Annotated in this window: 26 protein-coding genes; 3 read left to right on the top strand and 23 right to left on the bottom strand. The window is 36.9% G+C overall.

Translation table 11 applies throughout. From position 1 onward, the window contains the following. Window positions 1-3: 3 nt before the first annotated feature. The 19 genes from NSU17_RS00770 to NSU17_RS00860 form a co-directional block, all read right to left on the bottom strand. Window positions 4-231, bottom strand: a complete 228-nt coding sequence (locus NSU17_RS00770) for an exodeoxyribonuclease VII small subunit (RefSeq protein WP_016837752.1) — start codon at window positions 229-231, stop codon at window positions 4-6. Then, on the bottom strand, window positions 224-1,579 hold the full coding sequence (xseA, locus tag NSU17_RS00775; RefSeq protein WP_340704018.1) for an exodeoxyribonuclease VII large subunit: 1,356 nt from the start codon (window positions 1,577-1,579) through the stop codon (window positions 224-226). The genes NSU17_RS00770 and xseA overlap by 8 nt, the downstream gene beginning before the upstream one ends. A gap of 107 nt (window positions 1,580-1,686) precedes the next feature. Then, window positions 1,687-2,574, bottom strand: coding sequence for a bifunctional methylenetetrahydrofolate dehydrogenase/methenyltetrahydrofolate cyclohydrolase FolD (folD, locus tag NSU17_RS00780; protein WP_422822739.1), 888 nt, complete (start codon window positions 2,572-2,574; stop codon window positions 1,687-1,689). Between the two features lie 23 nt (window positions 2,575-2,597). Continuing rightward, window positions 2,598-2,981, bottom strand: a complete 384-nt coding sequence (nusB, locus tag NSU17_RS00785) for a transcription antitermination factor NusB (protein ID WP_096550972.1) — start codon at window positions 2,979-2,981, stop codon at window positions 2,598-2,600. A 204-nt stretch (window positions 2,982-3,185) separates the two neighbouring features. Continuing rightward, complete coding sequence (locus tag NSU17_RS00790; protein ID WP_340704019.1) at window positions 3,186-3,317, bottom strand: YfhE family protein; 132 nt, start codon at window positions 3,315-3,317, stop codon at window positions 3,186-3,188. Between the two features lie 71 nt (window positions 3,318-3,388). After that, window positions 3,389-4,879: a glycerol kinase GlpK gene (gene glpK, locus NSU17_RS00795; RefSeq protein ID WP_340704020.1), complete on the bottom strand. Its 1,491-nt coding sequence runs from the start codon at window positions 4,877-4,879 to the stop codon at window positions 3,389-3,391. A gap of 174 nt (window positions 4,880-5,053) precedes the next feature. Then, complete coding sequence (locus tag NSU17_RS00800; RefSeq protein WP_340704021.1) at window positions 5,054-5,467, bottom strand: Asp23/Gls24 family envelope stress response protein; 414 nt, start codon at window positions 5,465-5,467, stop codon at window positions 5,054-5,056. Window positions 5,468-5,591: 124 nt separating this feature from the next. Then, on the bottom strand, window positions 5,592-6,578 hold the full coding sequence (locus NSU17_RS00805) for an LLM class flavin-dependent oxidoreductase (RefSeq protein ID WP_340434062.1): 987 nt from the start codon (window positions 6,576-6,578) through the stop codon (window positions 5,592-5,594). A 127-nt stretch (window positions 6,579-6,705) separates the two neighbouring features. After that, window positions 6,706-8,082: an acetyl-CoA carboxylase biotin carboxylase subunit gene (gene accC, locus NSU17_RS00810; RefSeq protein ID WP_016837744.1), complete on the bottom strand. Its 1,377-nt coding sequence runs from the start codon at window positions 8,080-8,082 to the stop codon at window positions 6,706-6,708. A 12-nt stretch (window positions 8,083-8,094) separates the two neighbouring features. Beyond that, a complete protein-coding gene (gene accB, locus NSU17_RS00815) occupies window positions 8,095-8,613 on the bottom strand; it encodes an acetyl-CoA carboxylase biotin carboxyl carrier protein (RefSeq protein ID WP_096550967.1) in 519 nt (172 codons plus the stop codon). A gap of 177 nt (window positions 8,614-8,790) precedes the next feature. Continuing rightward, the gene (locus tag NSU17_RS00820; protein ID WP_096550966.1) at window positions 8,791-9,330 is read right to left on the bottom strand and encodes a SpoIIIAH-like family protein; all 540 of its coding nucleotides are present in this window, start codon (window positions 9,328-9,330) and stop codon (window positions 8,791-8,793) included. Continuing rightward, window positions 9,327-9,728: a hypothetical protein gene (locus NSU17_RS00825; protein WP_096550965.1), complete on the bottom strand. Its 402-nt coding sequence runs from the start codon at window positions 9,726-9,728 to the stop codon at window positions 9,327-9,329. Before NSU17_RS00825 ends, NSU17_RS00820 begins: the two co-directional genes overlap by 4 nt. A gap of 204 nt (window positions 9,729-9,932) precedes the next feature. Continuing rightward, window positions 9,933-10,844, bottom strand: coding sequence for a stage III sporulation protein AE (locus NSU17_RS00830; RefSeq protein ID WP_096550964.1), 912 nt, complete (start codon window positions 10,842-10,844; stop codon window positions 9,933-9,935). A gap of 12 nt (window positions 10,845-10,856) precedes the next feature. Next, the gene (locus tag NSU17_RS00835) at window positions 10,857-11,234 is read right to left on the bottom strand and encodes a hypothetical protein (RefSeq protein ID WP_096550963.1); all 378 of its coding nucleotides are present in this window, start codon (window positions 11,232-11,234) and stop codon (window positions 10,857-10,859) included. A gap of 3 nt (window positions 11,235-11,237) precedes the next feature. Further along, window positions 11,238-11,441: a hypothetical protein gene (locus NSU17_RS00840; protein WP_016837737.1), complete on the bottom strand. Its 204-nt coding sequence runs from the start codon at window positions 11,439-11,441 to the stop codon at window positions 11,238-11,240. Between the two features lie 110 nt (window positions 11,442-11,551). Continuing rightward, window positions 11,552-12,112: an elongation factor P gene (gene efp / locus NSU17_RS00845; protein ID WP_016837736.1), complete on the bottom strand. Its 561-nt coding sequence runs from the start codon at window positions 12,110-12,112 to the stop codon at window positions 11,552-11,554. A gap of 16 nt (window positions 12,113-12,128) precedes the next feature. After that, window positions 12,129-13,190, bottom strand: coding sequence for a M24 family metallopeptidase (locus NSU17_RS00850; protein WP_340704022.1), 1,062 nt, complete (start codon window positions 13,188-13,190; stop codon window positions 12,129-12,131). A 14-nt stretch (window positions 13,191-13,204) separates the two neighbouring features. After that, entirely contained in the window at window positions 13,205-13,633 is a 429-nt protein-coding gene (aroQ, locus tag NSU17_RS00855; RefSeq protein ID WP_340704023.1) for a type II 3-dehydroquinate dehydratase, read from the bottom strand. Between the two features lie 38 nt (window positions 13,634-13,671). Further along, entirely contained in the window at window positions 13,672-14,124 is a 453-nt protein-coding gene (locus NSU17_RS00860; RefSeq protein ID WP_096550959.1) for a hypothetical protein, read from the bottom strand. A gap of 133 nt (window positions 14,125-14,257) precedes the next feature. Between NSU17_RS00860 and NSU17_RS00865 the strand changes: the two genes are divergently transcribed. Both NSU17_RS00865 and NSU17_RS00870 read left to right on the top strand, forming a co-directional pair. Beyond that, window positions 14,258-15,190 carry a DUF1385 domain-containing protein gene (locus tag NSU17_RS00865; RefSeq protein WP_016837732.1) on the top strand — a complete coding sequence of 311 codons (933 nt, stop codon included), beginning with the start codon at window positions 14,258-14,260 and terminating at the stop codon, window positions 15,188-15,190. Between the two features lie 128 nt (window positions 15,191-15,318). Further along, window positions 15,319-16,080 (top strand): TSUP family transporter, encoded by a 762-nt coding sequence (locus NSU17_RS00870; RefSeq protein WP_096550957.1) that lies wholly within the window; start codon window positions 15,319-15,321, stop codon window positions 16,078-16,080. 184 nt (window positions 16,081-16,264) lie between these two features. Here the strand turns inward: NSU17_RS00870 and NSU17_RS00875 are convergent, their stop codons facing one another. Then, complete coding sequence (locus NSU17_RS00875; protein ID WP_096550956.1) at window positions 16,265-18,829, bottom strand: vitamin B12-dependent ribonucleotide reductase; 2,565 nt, start codon at window positions 18,827-18,829, stop codon at window positions 16,265-16,267. A gap of 250 nt (window positions 18,830-19,079) precedes the next feature. Beyond that, entirely contained in the window at window positions 19,080-19,913 is an 834-nt protein-coding gene (locus NSU17_RS00880; protein WP_340435267.1) for a lipoate--protein ligase family protein, read from the bottom strand. 121 nt (window positions 19,914-20,034) lie between these two features. Here NSU17_RS00880 and NSU17_RS00885 point away from each other — a divergent pair, with 121 nt between their 5' ends. Then, a complete protein-coding gene (locus NSU17_RS00885) occupies window positions 20,035-20,403 on the top strand; it encodes a rhodanese-like domain-containing protein (RefSeq protein WP_340705465.1) in 369 nt (122 codons plus the stop codon). 158 nt (window positions 20,404-20,561) lie between these two features. On the opposite strand, the gene gcvPB is transcribed toward NSU17_RS00885, so the two are convergent. Beyond that, entirely contained in the window at window positions 20,562-22,025 is a 1,464-nt protein-coding gene (gcvPB, locus tag NSU17_RS00890; protein ID WP_340704024.1) for an aminomethyl-transferring glycine dehydrogenase subunit GcvPB, read from the bottom strand. Next, complete coding sequence (gene gcvPA, locus NSU17_RS00895; protein WP_340704025.1) at window positions 22,018-23,364, bottom strand: aminomethyl-transferring glycine dehydrogenase subunit GcvPA; 1,347 nt, start codon at window positions 23,362-23,364, stop codon at window positions 22,018-22,020. The genes gcvPB and gcvPA overlap by 8 nt, the downstream gene beginning before the upstream one ends. Window positions 23,365-23,370: the final 6 nt, after the last annotated feature.

A 23,370-nucleotide genomic window follows, 5' to 3' on the forward strand; every position in this document is an offset into this window, starting at 1 on the left:
GTATTATTCCTCTCCATTTGTTGGTTCGAAAGGCTTCTTCTCGCCATTTTCATTGACAATTGAAATCAATTGTTCTTCAGCATTTCTTAGCTTTTCGTGGCAGTATTTTGACAACTCCATACCCTTTTTATATAAGTCAATGGCTTCTTCTAGTGGAACATCTCCCTGTTCTAATTTACGAACAATCTCCTCTAATTCCGTCATTGCATCGGCAAATGTTTGTTTAGTCATCTTTTTCACCAACTTTTTCTTGAATTTCTATTACCTTTGCATGCACGATTCCATCCTGAAGATGGATCGAAAGGTCATCTTGTTTTTCTAACTGAGAGATCGATTTAACGACCTTTTCATCTTTATAAGTAACGCTAAATCCTCTTTCCATAATTGTCAAAGGATTTAATGCTTGAAGGGTGCGAATCGTGTAATGGAAATTCTCTCTTTTTCGATTTAACGCTTGAAAAGCAGTTCTTGTCAACAAGTACGAAATTTGTTCTAATTGTTTCTTATAGTAGACAATTGCATTTTGTGGTGAATGAATTTTTAACGTACCATCGAGTTGAGATAATTCATTTTTCTTTTTCATCAGGAACATTTGACTGGCTCGTTGTAAATTTATATCCGCTTGAATCAATCTTTCTGTAAAAGGCCGATACAACCGTTCAGGTTGAGATAAAGGATATGATTGTTGCAATTTATTAAGACGATTTCTTTCATAAATCAACTTGCTTCTTACGATTTGATGCATTTGGGATTGAAAAGCTAATATTCGTTGATATAGTTCCTGAATGTTCGGTACAGCAAGCTCTGCAGCGGCAGTCGGTGTTGGTGCACGGAGATCTGCAACGAAATCTGCAATCGTCGTATCTGTTTCATGACCCACTGCACTAATAATTGGTATGCGACTCTCAAAAATCGCTCTTGCAACAATTTCCTCGTTAAAGGCCCATAAATCTTCAATGGATCCTCCCCCACGACCTACAATCAGTACGTCAGCTAATCCTTGTTCATTCGCCAATTGAATATTTTTCGCTATAGATTGTGCTGCACCATTTCCTTGGACAAGGGTAGGATAAATGATAATTTCTGCAAGTGGATATCTTCTATTAATGGTTGTGCAAATATCGCGAATTGCTGCACCTGTTGTTGCTGTACATACACCGATTACTTTTGGAAATTTTGGAATTGGTTGTTTAAAGTTTGGATTAAATAATCCTTCTTTATGTAATTTTTCTTTTAATTGATTAAAAGCGATAAAAAGACTTCCGATACCATCCGGTTCCATCGATAGAACATATAATTGATATGAACCTTGAGCTTCGTAAACATTAACATCTCCACGTATAAAAACTTGCATGCCATCTTCAGGTTTGAATTTTAATTGGCTTGCATGTGTCCGGAACATCAGTGCATTAATTCGAGCGGCATCATCTTTTAAAGTGAAGTAAATATGCCCAGATGTATGTATTTTTACGTTGGATAGTTCACCTTTCACATAAACGTCTCGTAAGTGTGGATCCGCATCAAATTTTCTTTTAATATATCTCGTTAAAGCTTTCACTGTTAAATAAGAAGATGGCATCGTGTAACTCCCCTTTTGCAAGCCTGTTATAGTACAAAAATTGCAACCATTAGAAAAGCTGTTTTCCTAGAAAAACAGCTTTCTCTTTCATTGTACAATTTTTATCGTTATTTGTCGCCTAATGTTTTTTCTGCCGATTTAACTGTATTATACAGCAACATCGTAATCGTCATTGGCCCCACTCCACCTGGTACAGGGGTAATATATGAAGAGATTGGTTCCACTTCTTCATAGTTTACATCACCAACTAACTTGTTGTTTTCAACTCGGTTGATACCTACGTCTATAACGACAGCACCTTCTTTAACATGTTCACGCGTAATGAAATTCGGTCGGCCTACAGCGGCAATTAAAATATCCGCTTGCTTCGTAATAGAAGGTAAGTCTTTCGTTTTTGAATGGGTATATGTAACTGTTGCATCGTTTTGCAGTAACAGTTGGCCCATTGGTTTACCAACGATATGGCTGCGACCCACTACAACTGCATGTTTTCCTGCGATTTCGATGCCAGAGTACTCTAATAATTTCATAACGCCAAATGGAGTACATGGTAAGAATGTATCTTGCCCCAACATCATTTTACCAACGCTAACTGGTGAAAAACCATCGACATCTTTATCTGGTGAAATTGCGGCGATCACCTTATCTTCATTAATGTGTTTTGGCAATGGCAATTGTACTAAAATACCATGAATCTCTTTTCGTTCATTTAACGTGTGAATTTGCTCTAATAATTCTTCTTCATTTGTATTTTCAGGTAATTTAATCACTTCTGAATAAATGCCAATCGCTTCACATGAACGATGCTTATTTCGTACATACGTTTGAGATGCTGGATCTTCACCTACTAAAATAACAGCTAAACCTGGTGTTACTCCCTTTTCCTTTAATTCTTTCACTCTTTCTGCAATTGACTCGCGGATTTGTTGCCCTATTGCTTTTCCATCAATAATTTGAGCCACGATTCTTCCTCCCAGTGCTTTCTCTAATTTCATGGAACTTTTAAAAATGAATGTTCTTACTGTTCAACAAACTTAGAAAGTACTCCATTGACAAATTTGCTAGATTTGTCATCTCCAAAAGTTTTTGCTAATTCGATTGCTTCATCCAACACGACTGCTGAAGGTGTCTCATCCATATAAAGTAATTCATATAAGGCTAATCGCAAAATAGTTCGTTCTATTTTAGGCAAACGATATAACGACCAATTCTCCAATTTTTCTTCAAGTTGACGATCAATTTCTTGTAGTTTTTCAGTTACACCATATACTAACGTTTTAAAAAAAGGATTCATTTCATTGTCTTCTATTATATGACTAATTGCCTCTTCTAGCGTTAAATCGGTATTTTCTAACTGAAATAAAACTTGTAACGCTTTTTCACGAATCTCGTGCCGTTTCATAATTTAACTCCTTCATTTCTAACATTCGTACCTATTATAACTATTGTTTGCAAAAAATACATTAGCAAATCACAATTTGATAAAAATACAACAATTTCTATTATAACATTACTTTTTCAAGTTAAAGAAATAAAAAATTTTTATGGCGTACATGAAATGTAAAAAGCTCCATCAGCAATTCGACTAATGGAGCTTTAAAATTCTTTACATATTCATTTTGTTGTTGATGTTTTTTTCTGTTTCTTTCGCCTGCTTAAAATCTTTCTTGTAATGAACTTCTTGCGCTTTTGATTTATTGTTTTTCTCAGATAATTTTTCGTGGATTGGCTTTTTCATTTTCTCTCTCCTTTCTCACTGATACTTCGTTAGTTTGAACGTTTGGAGGAGAGAAATTCTATTACCAATTTTTATTTGAAATATCTTGCCGCATTGACAGCTTTTTTCCACCCTTGATACAGTTTCTCCCTTTTTTCGGAACTCATATTTGGTTCAAATCTTCTCTCAAGATTCCAATATTGTGCAATCTCATCTTGATTTTTCCAAAAACCAACTGCCATTCCAGCAAGATAAGCAGCACCCAGCGCCGTTGTTTCATTCACAGAAGGACGCTCAACCTGCACATTTAATAAATCGGATTGAAACTGCATCAATAAATTGTTTTTCACAACGCCCCCATCTACCCGTAAAGACTTTAATGGAATTTCTGAATCCGATTCCATCGCACTGCACACGTCTTTCGTTTGATAGGCTAATGATTCCAAGGTTGCTCGAATGAAATGCTCCTTCGTCGTTCCTCGCGTTAAACCGAATATAGCGCCTCTTACATCGCTATCCCAATATGGTGTTCCAAGCCCAACAAAAGCAGGTACTACGTAAACCCCTTCTGTTGAATCAACTCTTTCTGCATAACGTTCGCTTTCACTGGAATGTTGAAACATGCGAAGTCCATCCCTTAACCACTGGATGGCAGAACCAGCTACAAAAACGCTACCTTCTAATGCATATTCCACTCTTCCATCGATTCCCCAAGCGATTGTTGTAAGTAGTCCATGTTTTGATTGTACAGCTTTTTCACCGGTATTCATCAACATAAAGCAGCCGGTACCGTATGTATTTTTCACCATACCTGGAGTGAAACATGCTTGACCGAATAAAGCTGCTTGTTGGTCACCAGCTATGCCACTAATCGGTACCTCAACTCCAAAAAAGTTCTTTTTTGAAACATATCCATAAACTTCTGAAGATGGACGAACTTTCGGCAGCATTGTACAAGGCACGTTTAATATTTCGAGCAACTCTTCATCCCATTTTAAATCGTAAATGTTATACATTAAAGTTCTAGAAGCATTGGAATAATCCGTCACATGTACAGATCCTTCTGTTAATTTCCAGATAATCCACGTATCAATTGTCCCGAACAGTAAGTCTCCTTTTTCAGCTTTTTCTCTTGTCCCTTCCACATGATCTAAAATCCATTTTACTTTCGTTCCTGAAAAGTAAGGGTCAATTAATAATCCTGTTTTATTTCGAAATAGTTCGTTATAGCCTTTTTCATTCAACTCGTCGCAAATTTCTGCAGTTTGTCTTGATTGCCATACAATGGCATTATAGACCGGATTCCCGCTGTTTTTATCCCAAACAACCGTCGTTTCCCGTTGATTTGTAATGCCAATTGACGCAATTTGCTCTGGTTGTATATTTTTTTCAGATAAAACTGACGCAATTACCGATAAAACCGAACTCCATATTTCATTCGCATCGTGTTCGACCCAGCCTGGTTTAGGAAAATATTGATTGAATTCTTTTTGAGCAATATGAACAACTTCTCCATGTTTATTGAACAAAATTGCTCGTGTACTAGTCGTTCCTTGATCTAGAGATAAAATATATTGTTCCACATCCTTCACTCCTTCCACATTCCACCCATTGAATAATTTATTCTTGATGGATAGTAAAACTCCTTCGATTTCCATGAATTTCGATAACACATTTCAGAAAAATTGTTAAATAAAAAACATCAAAGGACAACTTTGATAGTCATCCATTTGATGTTAATAAATGCTTATATAATTCTAAAGGGAAATCTCCTCTTCGGCATTCGTTTCAAATTGAATTGCGGTAATGTGAACATTTACTTCGCTCGTCTCAATGGATGTCATGTTATAAATGGCTTGGCGAATGGCTGTTTGAATGTCTTTAGCTACTTTTGGAATTGAATTTCCGTATTTTATTGAACAATATACGTCAATCAGTATTTCCCCATCTTCGCTGATTGTTGCTTTAACCCCTTTTGAATGTACTTTTTTCCCAAATCGTTCAGCGACTCCAGATGCAAAATTACCGCGAGTAGATGCAACACCTTCTACTTCATTCGTTGCAATCCCCGCAATCACTTCAATGACTTCTGGGGCAACCTCAATTTTCCCAAGTTCTTCTTTGCCGGAAGGAGCAGGTTGTATAAATGCTTTTGCAGACTTTTCAGCCATCTTCTTCATCCTCTCTTTTCTTTCCAAAACTGTTTATCACAGTTCTCAAATTGCACCGATTAATGATTATTATACAAAATTTTCTTCATCCCCTGTACTAAAACAAAGAATTTCACGAAATATTCTAAGCCTGTTCTTTGAAACTTTGTGCAAGCAATTCAAAGGATTTTCTTCTTTTCTCTTGATCGTAAATCGGACCATTTACCATGATTTCATCAACAGCTCTTCTCTGAGCTATAAATTCCATGATTTGTTTATAAACAGTTTCTTTGGATCCCGCAAAAGTATACTTTAATGTGTGTAAAACTTGCTTTTTCTCTTCTTCGTTCCATAATTCATCCATGTTTGTAGGTGCGGGTGTTTTTCCACGCTTTCCTCGAATCATCCCTAAAAATTGCTGGTATAATGAGCTTGCTAAAAATTCTCCTTCGTCATCAGTATCAGCAACAAAAGCATTAATGCTGACCATCGTATAAGGAGCATCTAAAAATTGTGAAGGTCTAAAATTCCGGTGATATGTATCAATTGCATCGTCTAATAGATCCGGAGCAAAGTGACTTGCAAAAGCAAAAGGTAATCCTAAAACGCCTGCGAGTCTTGCGCTATATAAACTGGACCCTAAAAGCCATATCGGAATATTTAAGCCTTTTCCAGGCACTGCAATAACCGCACGGTGTTCATCATCAAAATAGCTCATCAATTCATCCACTAATTCATCAAATTGATATGCTCCTGCCTCATCTCTTCTTAACGCTCTCGCCGTTAACATATCCGTTCCAGGTGCTCGTCCTAGTCCTAAATCGATTCTTCCCGGAAACATGGACTCTAATGTTCCAAACTGTTCAGCAATGACGAGCGGTGCGTGGTTTGGAAGCATGATTCCTCCTGCCCCTACACGAATTTTATTCGTTGCTCCTGCTAAATAACAAATGAGAACAGCAGTTGCTGAACTTGCAATTCCTTCCATATTATGATGCTCAGCTACCCAATATCGATGATAGCCACATTTTTCTGCAAGTTGAATTAATGCGCGGCTATGAAGAAAAGCATCCGCTGGAGTTTCACCTTCTAATACAGGTGCTAAATCAAGGACTGATAATTTCGGTAACATTATTTCACTCCCTTTCTCGTTAAACTTAGTATAGCGCTTTGTTAAGGAAAAAGCATAAAACACGCTTCTCCGAAAGTGGTTATTAAATAAAAAAAGAGCCTTCAAATTGAAGGCTCCGTAAGTTCAGTTAGTTTTTCACAGTTTCTTTTTTTGTATTTAATACATCATTTTCTTCAAGGAATTTTGTATTGAATTTCCCTGATTTAAACACTTCGTTGTTCATTAAAGCATGGTGGAATGGTATCGTTGTATGAATACCAGGCCCTTCAACAACAAATTCGCTCAATGCACGATTCATACGAGCGATTGCTTCTTCGCGTGTATCCGCATGTACAATTAATTTTGCAACCATCGAATCGTAGTATGGCGGAATTGTGTATCCAGGATATACTGCGGAGTCGATTCGTACTCCAGGACCACCAGGTGTAATATATGTTTCAACTGTACCAGCAGCTGGCATGAAGTTTTTGTATGCATTTTCCGCATTGATGCGGCACTCAATAGCCCAGCCTTTTAATTGAATATCTTCTTGTGTCAATGTTAATTTTTCGCCAGAAGCGATTTTGAGCTGTTGCTGAACTAAATCGACGCCAGTAACCATTTCTGTTACAGGGTGTTCTACTTGAATACGAGTATTCATTTCCATGAAGTAGAACTTGTCCTCATTATAATCATAAATAAATTCGATTGTACCAGCACCTTCATAGCCACAAGCTTTTGCTGCCTTTACAGCAGCTTCCCCCATCTCTGCACGTCTTTCTGGAGATAATGCAGGAGATGGTGCTTCCTCAACTAATTTTTGCATGCGTCGTTGTACTGTACAGTCACGTTCACCAAGATGAATCACATTTCCATATGCATCTGCTAATACTTGGATTTCACAGTGACGGAAGAATTCGATGTATTTTTCTAAATATACACCAGGATTTCCGAATGCTGCTTGAGCTTCTTTTTGAGTAATTTCAATACCTTTTACTAACTCTTCTTCTGTACGAGCAACCCGGATTCCTTTACCACCGCCACCAGCAGTCGCTTTAATAATGACTGGATAGCCAATTTCAGCTGCCCATTTTTTACCTGTTTCAATATCAGGAACAATGCCTGTACCAGGTACTAAAGGTACTCCTGCTTCTTCCATTGTCGCACGGGCAACGTCTTTCATCCCCATGATGCGAATGGATTTGGAAGAAGGACCAATGAATTTAATGCCAGCATTTTCACATGCTTCAGCAAAATCTGCATTTTCTGCTAGGAATCCATAACCTGGATGTATCCCATCGGCACCCGTTTTCTCTGCAACGCTTAATACGGCTGGAAAACTTAAATAGGAATCTTTTGATAGTTTTGGACCGATGCAATATGCTTCGTCAGCAAGTTTTACATGTAAGCTATCACGATCCGCTTCAGAATATACTGCAACCGTTTGAATTCCTAATTCTTTACAAGCACGAATAATACGAACCGCAATTTCTCCGCGGTTAGCAATTAATACTTTTTTTAACATTTTGGTCACCTCTTATTCAGTAGGTTTCACTAGGAATAGTGGTTGACCGAATTCTACTAGCTGTTCATTTTTCACCAGTACTTCAACAATTTCACCTTTAACTTCTGCTTCGATTTCGTTAAATAATTTCATTGCTTCAACGATACATACAATTGTATCAGGTTCCACTTTGTCCCCTACTTTAACGTAAGGAGGTGAATCAGGTGATGGTGCTGCATAGAATGTTCCTACCATCGGTGAAGTGATTTTATGTAATGTAGGATCATCTAAATTTACAGGTTTTGCTTCAGAAGTACTTGCTGCAGGTGCTGCGCTTTCAGCTTGTGGTTTTACTTCTTCTTTTGGTTCTGCTTGTACCTGTGGTTGAGCTTGTTGTACAACAGTTTGTACTTTCGGTGCTACCACTTCTGTTACAACACCTTGATTTTTCTTTAATTTAATTTTTGCACCATCTACTTCATATATGAATTCGTCAAGAGATGATGAATCAACTAGTTTAATAATCTCACGAAGTTCTTGTACTTTAAACAATGTAGACACCCCTTCTTTTTATTCAATACAATAATCATTTTATATCCTTTCAACAGATTTTGAAACAATATTTTTTAATTTTCTATAAAATGAGCAAAAAACAGTGCTTTCGTTACGTAAACGAAGCACTGTTCATCTTCTGTTATACAACATCGTTTCTCCATTCAAAATTATATCTCAATAATAATTGGATTGAACGCTTACTGTCACATCTTGAATATCATTAATTTGTTGACGAACAACATAGATAATTTCACTCGCTTGAGCTTTCGAAATTTCATCGGATAATACTGTCACTTGTACTTTACCATCTTTTACATGTACTAATGCATCAGAATAGCCAAGATTTTCAATTAACATTTCAAGCATAGCCTCAGCAGATTCTCTCTTAATTAACTCATTCATTTGATTATATGCTTCATTTTTTTCCTCTGCAGAATATTCACTGGAAGCAATTTTTTGTTCTAATTGCTCTCTTAATTGGCTACGTTCATTAGCAATTTCCATTCTTAAATCTTCAAATAAATGGCTTTCAGATACTGTAGGCGTTGTTAATTTTTCATCTGCATTTGTTAAAGTTGTTTCTTCAAGGGTATCATCCGTAAAAATTGTCATTAAATCCACATTACGATTTGGTTCAAATACATAATACACTGAAATGACAGCAGCTAAACTCAATAATGTTAATAGCCAAACAGTTCTTCTTTTTACTTTCATTGTTCATCTCCTTTACTTTCCATCGGTACAATCATAATTCTGTGGGTAGGCATTTGCATAACTTTACTGATCGTTTCAAGAAGCTGCCTTTGGACTTTTGGATCCTTCGCACCTTCTGAAACAATGAGCAATCCTGATACAGTAGTGGTATTGTTACTTGAACGAAAATAGTTGCTTAAAGTTCCATCCGTATTTGAAGGATTTTCATCGTAATGAAAATAAACCTTTACTTGTCCAACGCCTTCTATTTCACTTAAAGCTTGTTCAAGTCTACCTTCTGCTGAAACAGTATCATATCGCTCAACGGATGCATCACTCGTTGCTGAAATGTACGCAATGAACGCTAGAACTGCAATAGGTATAATTAATAGATTTAACTTTGTCCATTTCTTTTCCACCTCACGTTCTTAGTGCCCCCCTTCTCTCATGTTTCAAAACATTGTATGAATGAAGTACAAGCTCTATGCTTTATAGTTTGAGAATTTCTAATAAAGTTGTAATGACAATTAATAGAGTTGCTAGTTTGACATAGACCATAATCTCTTTTTCCTCAGCCAGTAATAGCAAGCACTTTCCTATTAGTATGATGGCGATTAATTTGATCAAAAGCTTTTTCCCACCCCGAGCTGCAAAATTACCATGAAGATGAGCCAAATGAAAACGAAAGCGATTCCTAATAGCATTGCTGAAGCGCATAAGACGAGTAATGACTTTCCAATATCATCAAGGAGACCGCTAATCGTTCCACCAGAAAAGGGCTCGACGATTGCAGCTAAAATTTTAAAAGTCATTGCATGAATCAACAGCTTTCCAGCCGGATAAAACGCGGCTATCCAAAATGCAGTCATAGCACTAAATCCCGCTAAAGTAGTGGCAGCAGATTGGTACTTTTGGAAGATTGAAAAACCTTCAACGATTAGTGAACCAACAATTGGAATCGTTTGTTCAATTACTTTTTTCACAGGGCTCGCAATCGCTTTATCTACGGTAAAAAAGGCAACTCCTGCAAAAGATAAAAATGCGACCATCAACAATAACGATGCTGTAATTAATGTCATGACGGTTCCTCGTATTAAATCGGAAGCTTTTGAAAAAGACATTTCGCCAATAAATCTTGTACAAAAATCCAGTAGCAGCGCGATGACGATTCCTGGAATAAGCACCTTTTGACATAACAATATTAAAAATTCAAATATCGCGATAACAATAGGACTCCAAGCTATGAAGGAAAATACTGCATTGAGCACAACGATAATGGACATGAGAATCGGTGTGATCGATAAAAAGAATTCGGCAGCGACATTCACAACTTCACCAATTAAACCGAATGACTCCATTACGGTTTGTCCAAGTGTCAACACGAGGACAATAATAAATAATGTATCTCCCCATTTTTTAAATTGCGGTACAAAAGCTTCTAATATCAGAAATAATATGGTGTATGTGACTACGAGTACAATGGATTTACCTGCAATTTTTAATGGATCGATAAAAATGTTCAATAGTTCATCCATTATGAAAGCCCCTTATTGAAGCTTATCTAGAATTGAAGAAAAACTAGAAAGAACTTTGGCAAACTCACCAACCCAATAAGATAGTAATGCGATCCGGACCGAAAACATGACGAATTCTCCCATCGTCTCATGCTCTTGTTCATCAAAAAGCATCTTAAAAAATATACCTAATTGATAAAAAAGAGCAGAATAGACAAGTTGAGGAACATATGGTACTGAATTTACATATGACAGGATTTGTCCAATTAATGGAAGTACAGATTTCGATAATAGAAAATGTAATATTATAAAAAAGAAGATGATGGCAATGAGCGAATGAAGTTTTGGGACCGTTTCTTTAATCAGTATGATAATGAGTAGTAGAATTACGGCATAAATCAAAATCGTCATATGTCAATTCGTTAACCATTGGAAAAATAGCATAATTTCACCGAAAAAAAGCCGTAAAAATCGGATTAGTTCTGCAGCCATGTATAGGTATGCGATAAAGAATATATAGAATGTAAATTCCTTCTTCCCAACTTGGTCAAAGAAAACATGTAACAGTGCAATAATTAGCCCTACTCCTGCCACCCTTAATACATCCTGTAATTCCATTTGACTCCTCCTTGTGAAAGCAATATATGAGCTTGTTCAAATAAATAGACCAAAGAACAATAAAAAAAGCGGACGTGCTTTTGACGTCCACTTAATTTTTATTGAAATTATTAGTTAGCGCGGGAAACATACGATCCATCAGAAGTGTTGATTACTAAAATATCACCTTCATTAACAAAGAATGGTACTTGTACGATAAGACCAGTTTCTAAAGTAGCTGGTTTAGAACCTCCAGAAGCAGTATCACCTTTGATACCTGGTTCAGTTTCAACTACTTTTAATTCCACAGTATTTGGAAGTTCTACCCCAAGCATTTCTCCTTGATATGACATAATGTAAACTTCCATATTTTCTTTTAAGAATTTTAATTCATAATCGATTTGATTTGCATTTAATTCGATTTGTTCATATGATTCTAAATCCATGAAAACATGGGAATCACCTTGTGCATATAAATATTGCATTTTGCGGTTTTCTACCATCGCTTTTTCAACTTTTTCACCTGCGCGGAATGTTTTTTCCGCTACGTTACCATTTCGTAAGTTACGTAATTTGGAACGAACGAACGCTGCTCCCTTACCAGGTTTTACGTGTTGGAAATCAAGTACTCGGTATAATTCTCCATCTACAATAATTGTTAGACCAGTACGAAAATCGTTAACTGAAATCATGAATATTCCTCCATCATTATAGAATAATTAAATCTTTTGTCGAATGAGTCAATCTCTCATTGCCCGTTGCTGTGATAACAATATCGTCTTCTATGCGAACTCCGCCGATACCCGGCAAATAGACACCAGGTTCAACTGTCACGACCATATTAGGCTCTAATGTTTGATTATTACGATAGGAAAGAGCTGGACCTTCATGAATTTCTAAACCAATTCCGTGGCCAGTTGAATGTCCAAAAGCCTCTCCATATCCTTTTTCAGTTAAATAATCTCTCGCAGTTTTGTCCGCTTCAATACCAGTCATGCCTGGTTTAATTTTTTCTAACGCTAATAATTGCGCTTCCAACACGACATGATACATTTCTACCAATTTTGTATTAGGTTTACCAACCGCAATTGTACGCGTCATGTCGGAAACATACCCATTATAAACGGCACCGAAATCAAGTGTGACAAAGTCTCCTTGCTCAATGATTTTGTTTGTAGCAACACCATGAGGTAAAGCGCTTCGGAGACCACTTGCGACGATGGTATCAAAGGATGAAGACGTTGCACCTTGCTTGCGCATGAAAAATTCGAGCTCATTCGATACTTCTAGCTCTGTAACGCCAGGTTTAATAAAGTTTAAAATGTGCGAAAATGCAGCATCAGCAATTTCACATGCAACCTTTATAATCTTAATCTCTTCATCAGTCTTAATCAAGCGAATTTTTTCAATTAATCCGGATAATGGTACTAGCTCCACATTCAACAGATTTTGAAAAGATTCATATTCTCCATAAGTTACTGTATCTCTTTCAAAACCTAATGTTTTAATTTTACATTCATCAACAAGCTTCTCTACTTCTTTTAGTATGGAACCTTCCTGCTGAATAATGCGAAATTCTTTCACTTGATGATTTGCTTGCTCCGTATAGCGAAAATCGGTAATAAATACCGCATCGTTTTTTGTTACAAGGGCTGCACCGCTCGATCCTGTAAAGCCTGTCATATATCGGCGGTTGTATGGATTTGTAATAAGCAATGCGTCCACATGATGACTTTCCAATTCTTTTCGTAATTTGTCTAGTTTATTCATGGACTTTTCCTTCCTTATTTTTGTAAAAACTTTCTTAATGCCAATTCATATCCAAATGTTCCAAGACCACAAATTTGACCAACACATTCTGCCGCAAGTAGGGATTTATGACGAAATTCCTCCCTTTTATGTATGTTAGAGATATGAACTTCAATAACTGGTACGCTAATACTTGCAATGGCATCTCTAAGTGCGACGCTTGTATGCGTGTAAGCTCCCGGATTAAATACAATCCCGTTAACTCCTGTATCCTCCGCTTCATGTATCCAATCAATTAATTGTCCTTCATGATTGGATTGTTTAAATTCCAGTTCCGCATTAAATTCTTTCGCCAAAGCAACGCATCTTTTTTTTACATCTTCCAAAGTTTCTAAACCGTAAATTTCTGGTTCCCTTTTACCCAGTCGATTTAAATTAGGCCCGTTTAACACTAACAACTTCATCGCCGATTCTCCTTTAAAATTAGAGGAAATTACCACTTTTATTTTATCACAGACTCCTTATACGGCAACCTATTTCGTTCCAAATGAGCTTGATAATGGAAAGAAGCTGTTTCAATAATAAATCTGGCCGTTATCACCACCATTACAATAAATGGAATGGACAGTTTTTTAAAAGAAGATAATTCTGCTGGTAAATCGTAAATAATCCATTCTGCAATAATGGCAAAAAGTCCACCTATGACAAGGGAAGTAATAAATGGAGGCACATTTTGTACATATTGCATGATCAAATAAATTATTAAATTTACGACAAAAATCAAAACCGCTAAAATAAGCCAGTTGATAAACGGATGACTACCTTCAAAAATTTCATATTTTTTGGAAAATCCAATGGGATTCCATTGAATGAATTTGAAAAATGATAACATTTTTAAACTAACTGTAAGAAAAATCGATGCAAATAAACTAGTAATGAACGCTAAATACAACATGCCAACCACTCCTTTTTTTATATATTTTTACCAATATTGATTTTTCGTATGCGTACGCTAGTACAATTGCTGAAAATTTAGTACAATAAAAAAAGTTGATAGAAAGAAATATTGTTAGAGAGTGGTGTCAGCTGTGGGCAATCAAACACCTATTTATGGAGGACAGGCGCTACTTGAAGGGGTCATGTTCGGAGGAAAAGAACATACCGTTTCCGCAATTCGCCGAAACGATCAATCCATTGAATATTACTATGCGAAAAAACCTAAAAAACCTTGGATGCAAAAGCTTAAAAAAATTCCTTTCATCCGAGGAAATATAGCCATTATTGAATCCGCTGGAATCGGTTCTAAACATTTACAATTTTCTAGTGATCGTTACGATGTGACGCCCGGCGAAGAGGAAGATGGCCAGGAATTATCAAAGCTAGAAATGATATTCGGCGTTGCAATTGTCGGGATTCTTTCTTTTTTATTTGGTAAATTTGTCTTTACTTTAGTTCCCGTTTTTATTGCCGAATTATTTTCTCCATGGGTTTCCGGTAAATATCCACAAATCTTTTTGGAAACTGGCATTAAACTAATTTTGCTTCTGATTTATTTATATTTCATCTCGTTAACGCCTATCATTCGTCGAGTTTTTCAATACCATGGAGCCGAACATAAGGTCATTAATTGTTACGAAAACGGACTTGAATTAACAGTTGAAAATGTGCAAAAACAATCAAGATTACATTACCGTTGTGGTTCAAGCTTCATTTTATTTACGGTCATTGTCGGGATGTTCATTTACTTATTCTTCCCCGTTGATCCATTATGGTTCCGTGTGCTGATTCGTATCTTATTAATCCCTGTCGTATTAGGCGTTTCCTATGAGGTATTGCAATTTACTAATTCTTTAAGAGATATACCAGTATTATGCTATTTAGGATATCCAGGATTATGGTTGCAGTTATTAACAACAAAAGAACCGGATGATGACATGGTAGAAGTTTCAATTGCTTCCTTTAAGAAGCTACATGAAATCGAAAACAATCCAGAAATCATCGCCCAATTGAATCACGACTAATCAATGAAAAGACGTCACAGCATATGATTGCTGGAACGTCTTTTTTTATACCAAAAAAACCAAAATATTTACTCTCCCCTACCAATTCGGTAACATTACTTTTATAAAAAAATATGGGGGATAGAGAAATGGAAATTGATGTCATAACCGTAATACTTCTTATATTTTTTGGTTTTTTAGGAGCTTTTTTAAATGCCATTGTAGGTGGCGGAGGTTTAATAACCGTACCAGCACTGATGTTTGTTGGACTCCCGCCAGCTAGTGCCATCGCAACGAATAAATTAGCAGCAACGATGGGAAATTTAACAAGCACTCTAACATTCCTAAAAGCTGGTAAAGTAGATATGAAACTGTTAGGGCCAATTGTTCCTTTCGTTTTTATCTTTTCCATGCTTGGTGCCTGGACCGTTCATTTATTGGATCCAGCAATTTTAAAACCCCTTGTGATTATCATGCTGCTTCTAGTTTTCATTTACACAGTAATAAAAAAAGACTGGGGGCAAATTGAAAAGAAAAAAGAATTGACGTGGAAACGAAAAATCGTTTTCCTTTGTTCTTTACTCGCCATCGGATTTTATGATGGTTTTTTTGGTCCAGGAACAGGTTCTTTTATCATTTTTGTATTTTTAATGATAGGTTTTGATTTTTTACAAGCATCAGGAAATGCAAAATTATTAAACTTTACTAGTAATCTTGCAGCATTAGTGATGTTTTTCATACTCGGGGAAGTATTGTTCATCTACGGAATAATCATGGGGATTTCCATGATATGTGGTGCCTATGTAGGAACAAAGTTTGCATTGAAACAAGGAACTACTGTTGTTCGTATTTTATTTATCGTCACGACATTAATTTTACTAGCGAAAAATAGCTATGATTATTTTTTCTAATGATCGTTTGCTGATTTTCGCAAATTAGAAAATATAAAAAAAGCTTAGGGGAACCTCGAATTTCCCCTAAGCCATCCGATTACATATTACCAAATAATGTCACTAAAATTTATTCACCAACACCATTTGGCAAAGAACCATTTTTTATTGGTCACACACTTTTTACAGTATGACTTTGTCATAATTATAAACCACATTTTAGTTGGGCACCACATACGGTACATGTGTTGCATCCACCAATTTCTTCTACTGTTCCTTGGCGGCAAACTGGGCATGTATCTCCTACTTCGGAACCGATGTTCACGTTTGTTTGTTGAAGCGGAGCAATTGTTTCTAACAATACTACTGGCTTTTCAACAGGCTCATCCTGCAATTCTTCAAATGTTAACTGCTCTTCTTGCGTCATTTCCGCTTTTAATGTTAACACTTGCGAATCACGGCTACCGTCAACGTAAACCGTTCCACCTTTTGCTCCACCTCTATATAAACGTTCATAAACTTTTTCTACTTGTTCCACCGTGTATCCTTTCGGTGCATTTACCGTTTTAGAGATAGATGAATCTACCCAACGTTGAATGATACATTGAACATCTGCATGAGCTTCTGGCGTCAAATCCATCGCTGTTACAAACCAGTGAGGTAAGTGATGTTCATTTACTTCAGGATGCTTTTCTAAGTATTCTTGAACAATTTCTGCTTTTACTTCGATGAATTTTCCTAGGCGACCAGAACGATAATATGTGAAAGAGAAATAAGGTTCTAAACCAGTTGCAACTCCCACCATAGTACCTGTTGAACCAGTTGGAGCAACAGTTAACAGATGGGAATTTCGGATGCCATATTCAAGTACCCCTTGACGAATATGTTCTGGCATGCGTTTCATGTAACCAGTATTAATGAATGCTTCACGTAAGCGTTTTGTTTCCTCTTCTGTTTCACCTACTAAGAATGGGAAGCTGCCACGTTCTTTTGCTAGTTCAATGGACGTTTCGTAAGCAGTTGTCGCAATCGTTTCGAAAACTTGATCGACAAGCTTGTTTCCTTCTTCTGAACCATATTCTTTTTCGCAGTAAATTAGTAGATCAGCTAAGCCCATTACTCCAAGACCGATACGTCGCTCACCTAGAGCTTGTCTACGGTTTTCTTCAAGGAAATACGGAGTTGCATCAATGACATTATCTTGCATGCGAACGCCAACGCGAACTGTTTCTTTTAATGCCTCAAAGTCCACTGTTTTTTCATCTTTCAATGCAAATTGAGCTAAATTCACTGCTGCTAAGTTACATACTGAATACGGCGCAAGCGGTTGCTCACCACAAGGGTTTGTCGCAACAACTTTTTGGCCATAAGCGCGGGCATTTGTCATTTCATTGGCATTATCGATGAAGAAAATACCTGGTTCTGCAGCATAAGTTGCACATATATTAATTAATTTCCAAAGTTCTCGTGCTTTAATTTTGCGATAAGTGCGCACTCCGTAACCGAGAGCTTCCCACTCGCGCACGTCACCAATTTTGTGCCATTTCTCATTGTAAATTGCCATTTCTTCCGGCGTATAGTTTTCTACATCTGGGAATCGAAGCGGGTATTCTTCGTCTTTTTCAACCGCTTCCATAAATTCATTTGTAATAGTAACAGAGATATTGGCACCCGTTAAAAAGTCTGGATTATGCACAGTGTACGTTCCGCCATCGCGAAGCTTTGTTTCCGCCTCTTTAATAATTGCTTCGCTAAATCCTCCTAAACCAGGGATGTTTTTATAGTTTAGGATTCCTTGATACATCGCTTCTTCAAGCGGGGTTAATGGTTTGAATTTTAATTTTTCTTTCGCATGGCGAACGATTGATTCATCTTCCATATTTTCAATTAAATAGCGCAAAATACGAGGATTTTGCATTTTGGAAATGATAAATTCAACAATATCTGGATGCCAATCAGCGAGCATGATCATTTGTGCTCCCCGACGCGAACCACCTTGTTCGACAAGATGTGTAAGTTTCGCAATATCATCAAGCCATGATACAGAACCGCTTGATTTTCCATTGACCCCTCTTGCAAGCGTATTGCGAGGTCTTAGTGTTGAACCGTTTGTACCAACACCGCCTCCGCGGCTCATAATTTCCATTACCTTTTTGCGATGTTCACTAATACCTTCTCGGCTATCTGGAACGAAAGGCATTACATAGCAGTTGAAGTATGTGACTTGCGTTCCTGAACCTGCACCGTATAGAACTCGTCCAGCCGGCACGAACTTTAAAGAAGCTAATTGCTCGTAAAATTTTTGGAACCATTCATTGCGTTTTTCTTCTGTTTGTTCAACAGCCGATAAGCCTGTTGCATTTCGTTTCGCAATTTGTTCATAAAAAATTTCTAGAGGCTTTTCAATAACATCTAGAGAACGAACGATGATGCCTGTTTCTTGTTCTTTTGGATCATCGAGTACATTTCTGTATTCTTCTTCAATTAATACTTCTGCTTTATTAGCATTCCAATCAATTGATTGGATATAACCTAATCCTCGAGCTGGAAACTTTGGATCTTCTTTAATTGTTAATACAACAAAATCTCCAGGTTTTAATGTTTTCTTTTCCGTATCCTTGAATGAGTATCGGTCAATCATGACTAATCTCGATACACCTTTATGCGTTATATGCATATCTGGAGTAATTGAATGAACTTGTGGAAATTGTTCAATATCTTTGTTTAGTTGATCAATGAGGATGGTCGTATAAGAATCTACCATTACCATCTGCCAGCCTCCCTTAGCACATATATAATTTATCTATCATTTCCCATATATAAACAATAAAACACAATATATTGTATGTCTAGTAAAATGAACATACAATATATTGTTTCGTTCTACTTAGAAAAGATTACCTCATAACTAGAATCGATTCAAGGGGTTGACAAATAATAATTTCTATGAATCTTAGAAATTTCTAAGTTTGGAGCTGATTATTAAATTTTAGTCACGATTTTTGAACGATAATTTTTAATTACTTTCTGAAATTCCATTCATCATTTGCATATTTTTCTTCTTCTAATTTTTTCACATATTCCTTTTGTTCTTCTGTTAATTCATATGGAACAAGTTCAATTTGTAAAGCTTCTTCAAATCCTTTTTTGAATGCATGAATGCATTCCTCAATAGTGATGCGTCGTGTTGATAAACGGTTAATTGCAACTGCTCTTTCCGGCAATTGTTTTCGCATCCGCTCTTTTGCCTCTTCGGAAGGGAATTTGAACAGAGACAACAGCTTGTCCTCATCGAGATCCAATAAAATCGCACCGTGCTGTAAAACGACACCCTTTTGTCTAGTTTGCGCACTTCCAGCAACTTTCTTTCCTTCTACAACGAGTTCATACCAGCTTGGAGCATCAAAACAAACTGCACTTTTTGGTTTTTTCAATGCTTCTTGTTTTTCCTCCGTATCAGGGATGCTGAAATATGCATCTAACCCTAAATTGTGGAACCCTTTTAACAAGCCTTCGCTTAAAAAACGATAAGCTTCTGTAACCGTTTCAGGCATATTTGGGTATTGTTCTGTAACGATGATGCTATATGTCAATTCGCTGTCATGAAGAACTGCTCTTCCACCAGTAGGTCTCCGAACAAAGCCAATATTTTGCGCTTTTAAAGCATCAAAATCAATGTCTCGATGTGCTCTTTGGAAATATCCAATAGAAAGGGTTGGCGGATTCCACTCGTAAAATCGAATGACTGGTGGAATTTCGCCTCTACTATGAAAATCGAGTAATGCCTCGTCTAATGCCATATTATAAGAAGGACTGCATGGTCCTGAATTAATGAAATACCATTTCGTTTTCAACTTGTTTTCCTCCTCACAACTTTTTTATTGTATCAAACTGAATGGACGAATGCCAATTTCTTATTTATAATGTTCTATGTAAATAGAAAGGAGAATTTTAGAAGTGGCGACAGTATTATATATGATTGCAACAATCCTAGGACTTATCATTATCTATGTTTTAGTAAGTTCATTCCGTTTAAAAAAATCTGTTACTAATTTGACGCAAGAAGAATTTATTAAAGGATATCGAAAAGCTCAATTAATCGATGTTCGAGAAACAAAAGAATTTGATTCTGGTCACATTTTAGGTGCACGTAATATTCCTTTTTCTCAATTGCGTCAACGTTACAAAGAAATTCGTCCAGATCTTCCTGTATATTTATATTGTCAAAATATGACAAGAAGTTCTAGGGCAGCTCTTTTCTTAAAGAAAAAAGGTTACAATCAATTGTATCAACTTCAAGGCGGTTTCAAAACTTGGACTGGTAAAATTAAAACAAAAAATTAGTTTGCCTGTTGAAATTCCTATATTTAAAGAAATGACATGATTCGCCAACAACATTTATGATATTTTACTCATGTCATATATCATCTTTAAAATAGCTAGTTTTAAAAGTAGTAAAAAATATCCATGAGATGCACTCATGGATATTTTTATTGTGAACGCTATTGTTTTTGATAACGCAAAATTGGATTTCTAGCAGCTTGAGTTTCATCTAATCGACTCACAACAGTTGTATGTGGTGCTTCTTGTACAATAGACGGATTCTCTTCCGCTTCTTTTGCGATTTGAATCAGTGCATCACAGAACGCATCTAAAGTTTCTTTCGATTCTGTTTCTGTAGGCTCAATCATCATCCCCTCTTCCACATTTAATGGGAAGTAAATTGTTGGTGGATGATAACCGAAATCAAGTAGTCGTTTCGCAATATCCAACGTACGAACACCCAGTTTCTTTTGACGTCGACCGGATAAAACAAATTCGTGTTTACAATGACGATCATAAGGAAGGTCAAAGTAAGGTTGTAGTTTGCGCATCATGTAGTTCGCATTTAATACTGCATATTCTGTTACTAATTTTAATCCTTCAGGACCCATTGAACGAATATACGTATAAGCACGCACATTGATGCCGAAGTTTCCGTAGAATGGTTTTACACGGCCAATGGATTGTGGACGATCATAATCAAAATGGAACGTGCCATCTTCTTTTTTCACTAATACTGGTTTCGGCAAGAATGGAATTAAATCTGCTTTTACCCCTACAGGACCAGAACCAGGACCTCCACCGCCGTGTGGACCTGTGAATGTTTTGTGTAAATTCAAGTGTACACAGTCAAATCCCATATCTCCCGGACGAACTTTCGACATGATCGCATTTAGGTTGGCTCCATCATAATACACTTTGCCGCCCACGCTATGCACGATATCCGCAATTTCAATGATGTGCTCTTCAAATAGCCCGAGCGTATTTGGATTTGTCAGCATAAGTGCCGCTGTATCTTCCCCAACTACTCGACGTAAATCTTCCAAGTCAACTAAACCATTTTCATCCGATTTTACTGTAATTGTTTCAAATCCAGCAACAGTAGCACTAGCTGGGTTTGTTCCGTGTGCAGAGTCTGGAACGATTACTTTATTACGATGACCTTCCCCATTTGCTTCATGGAAAGCACGAATCATCATTAATGCTGTCCATTCTCCATGCGCACCCGCAGCAGGTTGTAATGTAACTTCATCCATACCTGTAATTTCTTTTAAAGCTGTTTGAAGTTCGTACATTAATTCCATTGCACCTTGAACTGTTGACTCGTCTTGTAACGGGTGAATATTCGCGAATCCAGAGAAGCGGGCAACTTCTTCATTAATTTTTGGATTGTATTTCATCGTACAAGAACCTAGTGGATAAAATCCGGAATCTACGCCATGATTGCGGCGAGATAATGCTGTATAGTGGCGCATAATATCCAATTCTGAAACTTCCGGTAATTCAGCAGGTTCTTCACGTAAATATTCTTGTGGAACTAATTCTGATAATTCTACCTCTGGCACATCTAATTCTGGCAAACTGTAGCCAATGCGTCCTTCCTTCGATAATTCAAAAATGAGCGGTTGATTTTCGTTATGCATTGTAAGCCCCCATTTCTTGCACTAATTGATCAATTTCTTCTTTCGTATGCAATTCTGTTACGGCAATAAGCACATGGTTTTCAAGTTCAGGATAATCGCGGCCTAAATCATAACCACCGATAATGCCTTTTTCTAATAATCTTTTGTTTAATTCACTCACTGGTTTGTTTACTTTTACAACGATTTCGTTGAAGTGAGCACCTTGGAATGGAACTGTAAATCCAGCTTGCTCAAACGCTGTTTTTGCATAACGAGTTTTCACGATGTTTTGCTTTGCCATTTCTTGAATACCGCGTTTACCTAAAGCTGTCATAGTAACGGATGCAGCAAGAGCAAGCAATGCTTGATTCGAACAAATGTTAGAAGTTGCTTTTTCACGGCGAATATGTTGTTCGCGAGCTTGTAATGTTAATACGAAACCGCGACGTCCGTCTTGGTCTACTGTTTGTCCTACTAAACGGCCAGGCACTTTACGCATTAATTTTGAAGTCGTAGCAAAATAACCGCAGTGTGGTCCTCCAAAACTTTCAGGAATACCAAATGGTTGTGCATCCCCTACAGTAATGTCAGCTCCAAGTTTTCCAGGAGGCGTTAACACACCTAATGCTAATGGGTTTGCAGAAACAATGAATAATCCTTTCGCTTCATGTACAAGCTCACCCATTGTTTTCAAGTCTTCAATTTGACCGAAGAAGTTAGGATACTGAACCATGACAGCCGCAGTATCTTGATCAATCATACCTTTTAATGCTTCAATATCTGTAACTCCATCTTTCATTGGCACATTTACTACTTCGATTGATTGGCCATATGCATAAGTTTCTACAACAGTACGATATTCAGGATGGATTGCTTCAGATACTAACAATTTTTTACGTCTTGTTGAGCCGGCAGCAAGCATCCCTGCTTCTGCAAGCGCTGTTCCGCCATCATACATGGAAGAGTTTGCTAAATCCATACCTGTTAATTCGGCAATCATTGTTTGGAATTCAAAAATAGCTTGTAATTCACCTTGTGAAATTTCCGGTTGATATGGTGTATAAGCAGTATAGAATTCAGACCGAGAAATAACGTGGTCCACAATAACAGGTTTGTAGTGATTGTATACACCTGCACCTAAGAATGAAACAGCTGTTTCAGTGTTGATATTTTTATCTGCTAAAGCTTTTAGTTCTTTTAATAGCGCAGATTCAGATGCTGCTTCTTTAATATTATAAAGCCCTTTAAAACGCACCTCTTCAGGAATATCCGCAAATAATTCATCAATGCTTTCTACTCCAATGGTAGAGAGCATTTCTTGTTTGTCTTGTTCCGTAATTGGAAGATAACGATGCTTCATTGTTTG

The organism is Ureibacillus sp. FSL K6-2830 (genome assembly GCF_038004145.1).
In the GTDB taxonomy this organism is placed as follows: domain Bacteria; phylum Bacillota; class Bacilli; order Bacillales_A; family Planococcaceae; genus Ureibacillus; species Ureibacillus thermosphaericus.

What these genes read in the sequence shown, in the direction of transcription:
- NSU17_RS00770 (WP_016837752.1), bottom strand. Translation starts at nt 231, where the DNA reads ATGACTAAACAAACATTTGCCGATGCAATGACGGAATTAGAGGAGATT.
- xseA (WP_340704018.1), bottom strand. Translation starts at nt 1,579, where the DNA reads ATGCCATCTTCTTATTTAACAGTGAAAGCTTTAACGAGATATATTAAA.
- folD (WP_422822739.1), bottom strand. Translation starts at nt 2,574, where the DNA reads ATGAAATTAGAGAAAGCACTGGGAGGAAGAATCGTGGCTCAAATTATT.
- nusB (WP_096550972.1), bottom strand. Translation starts at nt 2,981, where the DNA reads ATGAAACGGCACGAGATTCGTGAAAAAGCGTTACAAGTTTTATTTCAG.
- NSU17_RS00790 (WP_340704019.1), bottom strand. Translation starts at nt 3,317, where the DNA reads ATGAAAAAGCCAATCCACGAAAAATTATCTGAGAAAAACAATAAATCA.
- NSU17_RS00800 (WP_340704021.1), bottom strand. Translation starts at nt 5,467, where the DNA reads ATGGCTGAAAAGTCTGCAAAAGCATTTATACAACCTGCTCCTTCCGGC.
- NSU17_RS00805 (WP_340434062.1), bottom strand. Translation starts at nt 6,578, where the DNA reads ATGTTACCGAAATTATCAGTCCTTGATTTAGCACCTGTATTAGAAGGT.
- accC (WP_016837744.1), bottom strand. Translation starts at nt 8,082, where the DNA reads ATGTTAAAAAAAGTATTAATTGCTAACCGCGGAGAAATTGCGGTTCGT.
- NSU17_RS00820 (WP_096550966.1), bottom strand. Translation starts at nt 9,330, where the DNA reads ATGAAAGTAAAAAGAAGAACTGTTTGGCTATTAACATTATTGAGTTTA.
- NSU17_RS00830 (WP_096550964.1), bottom strand. Translation starts at nt 10,844, where the DNA reads ATGGATGAACTATTGAACATTTTTATCGATCCATTAAAAATTGCAGGT.
- NSU17_RS00835 (WP_096550963.1), bottom strand. Translation starts at nt 11,234, where the DNA reads ATGACGATTTTGATTTATGCCGTAATTCTACTACTCATTATCATACTG.
- NSU17_RS00840 (WP_016837737.1), bottom strand. Translation starts at nt 11,441, where the DNA reads ATGGAATTACAGGATGTATTAAGGGTGGCAGGAGTAGGGCTAATTATT.
- efp (WP_016837736.1), bottom strand. Translation starts at nt 12,112, where the DNA reads ATGATTTCAGTTAACGATTTTCGTACTGGTCTAACAATTATTGTAGAT.
- NSU17_RS00850 (WP_340704022.1), bottom strand. Translation starts at nt 13,190, where the DNA reads ATGAATAAACTAGACAAATTACGAAAAGAATTGGAAAGTCATCATGTG.
- aroQ (WP_340704023.1), bottom strand. Translation starts at nt 13,633, where the DNA reads ATGAAGTTGTTAGTGTTAAACGGGCCTAATTTAAATCGACTGGGTAAA.
- NSU17_RS00860 (WP_096550959.1), bottom strand. Translation starts at nt 14,124, where the DNA reads ATGTTGTATTTAGCGTTCATTACTAGTTTATTTGCATCGATTTTTCTT.
- NSU17_RS00870 (WP_096550957.1), top strand. Translation starts at nt 15,319, where the DNA reads ATGGAAATTGATGTCATAACCGTAATACTTCTTATATTTTTTGGTTTT.
- NSU17_RS00875 (WP_096550956.1), bottom strand. Translation starts at nt 18,829, where the DNA reads ATGGTAATGGTAGATTCTTATACGACCATCCTCATTGATCAACTAAAC.
- NSU17_RS00885 (WP_340705465.1), top strand. Translation starts at nt 20,035, where the DNA reads ATGATTGCAACAATCCTAGGACTTATCATTATCTATGTTTTAGTAAGT.
- gcvPB (WP_340704024.1), bottom strand. Translation starts at nt 22,025, where the DNA reads ATGCATAACGAAAATCAACCGCTCATTTTTGAATTATCGAAGGAAGGA.
- gcvPA (WP_340704025.1), bottom strand. Translation starts at nt 23,364, where the DNA reads ATGAAGCATCGTTATCTTCCAATTACGGAACAAGACAAACAAGAAATG.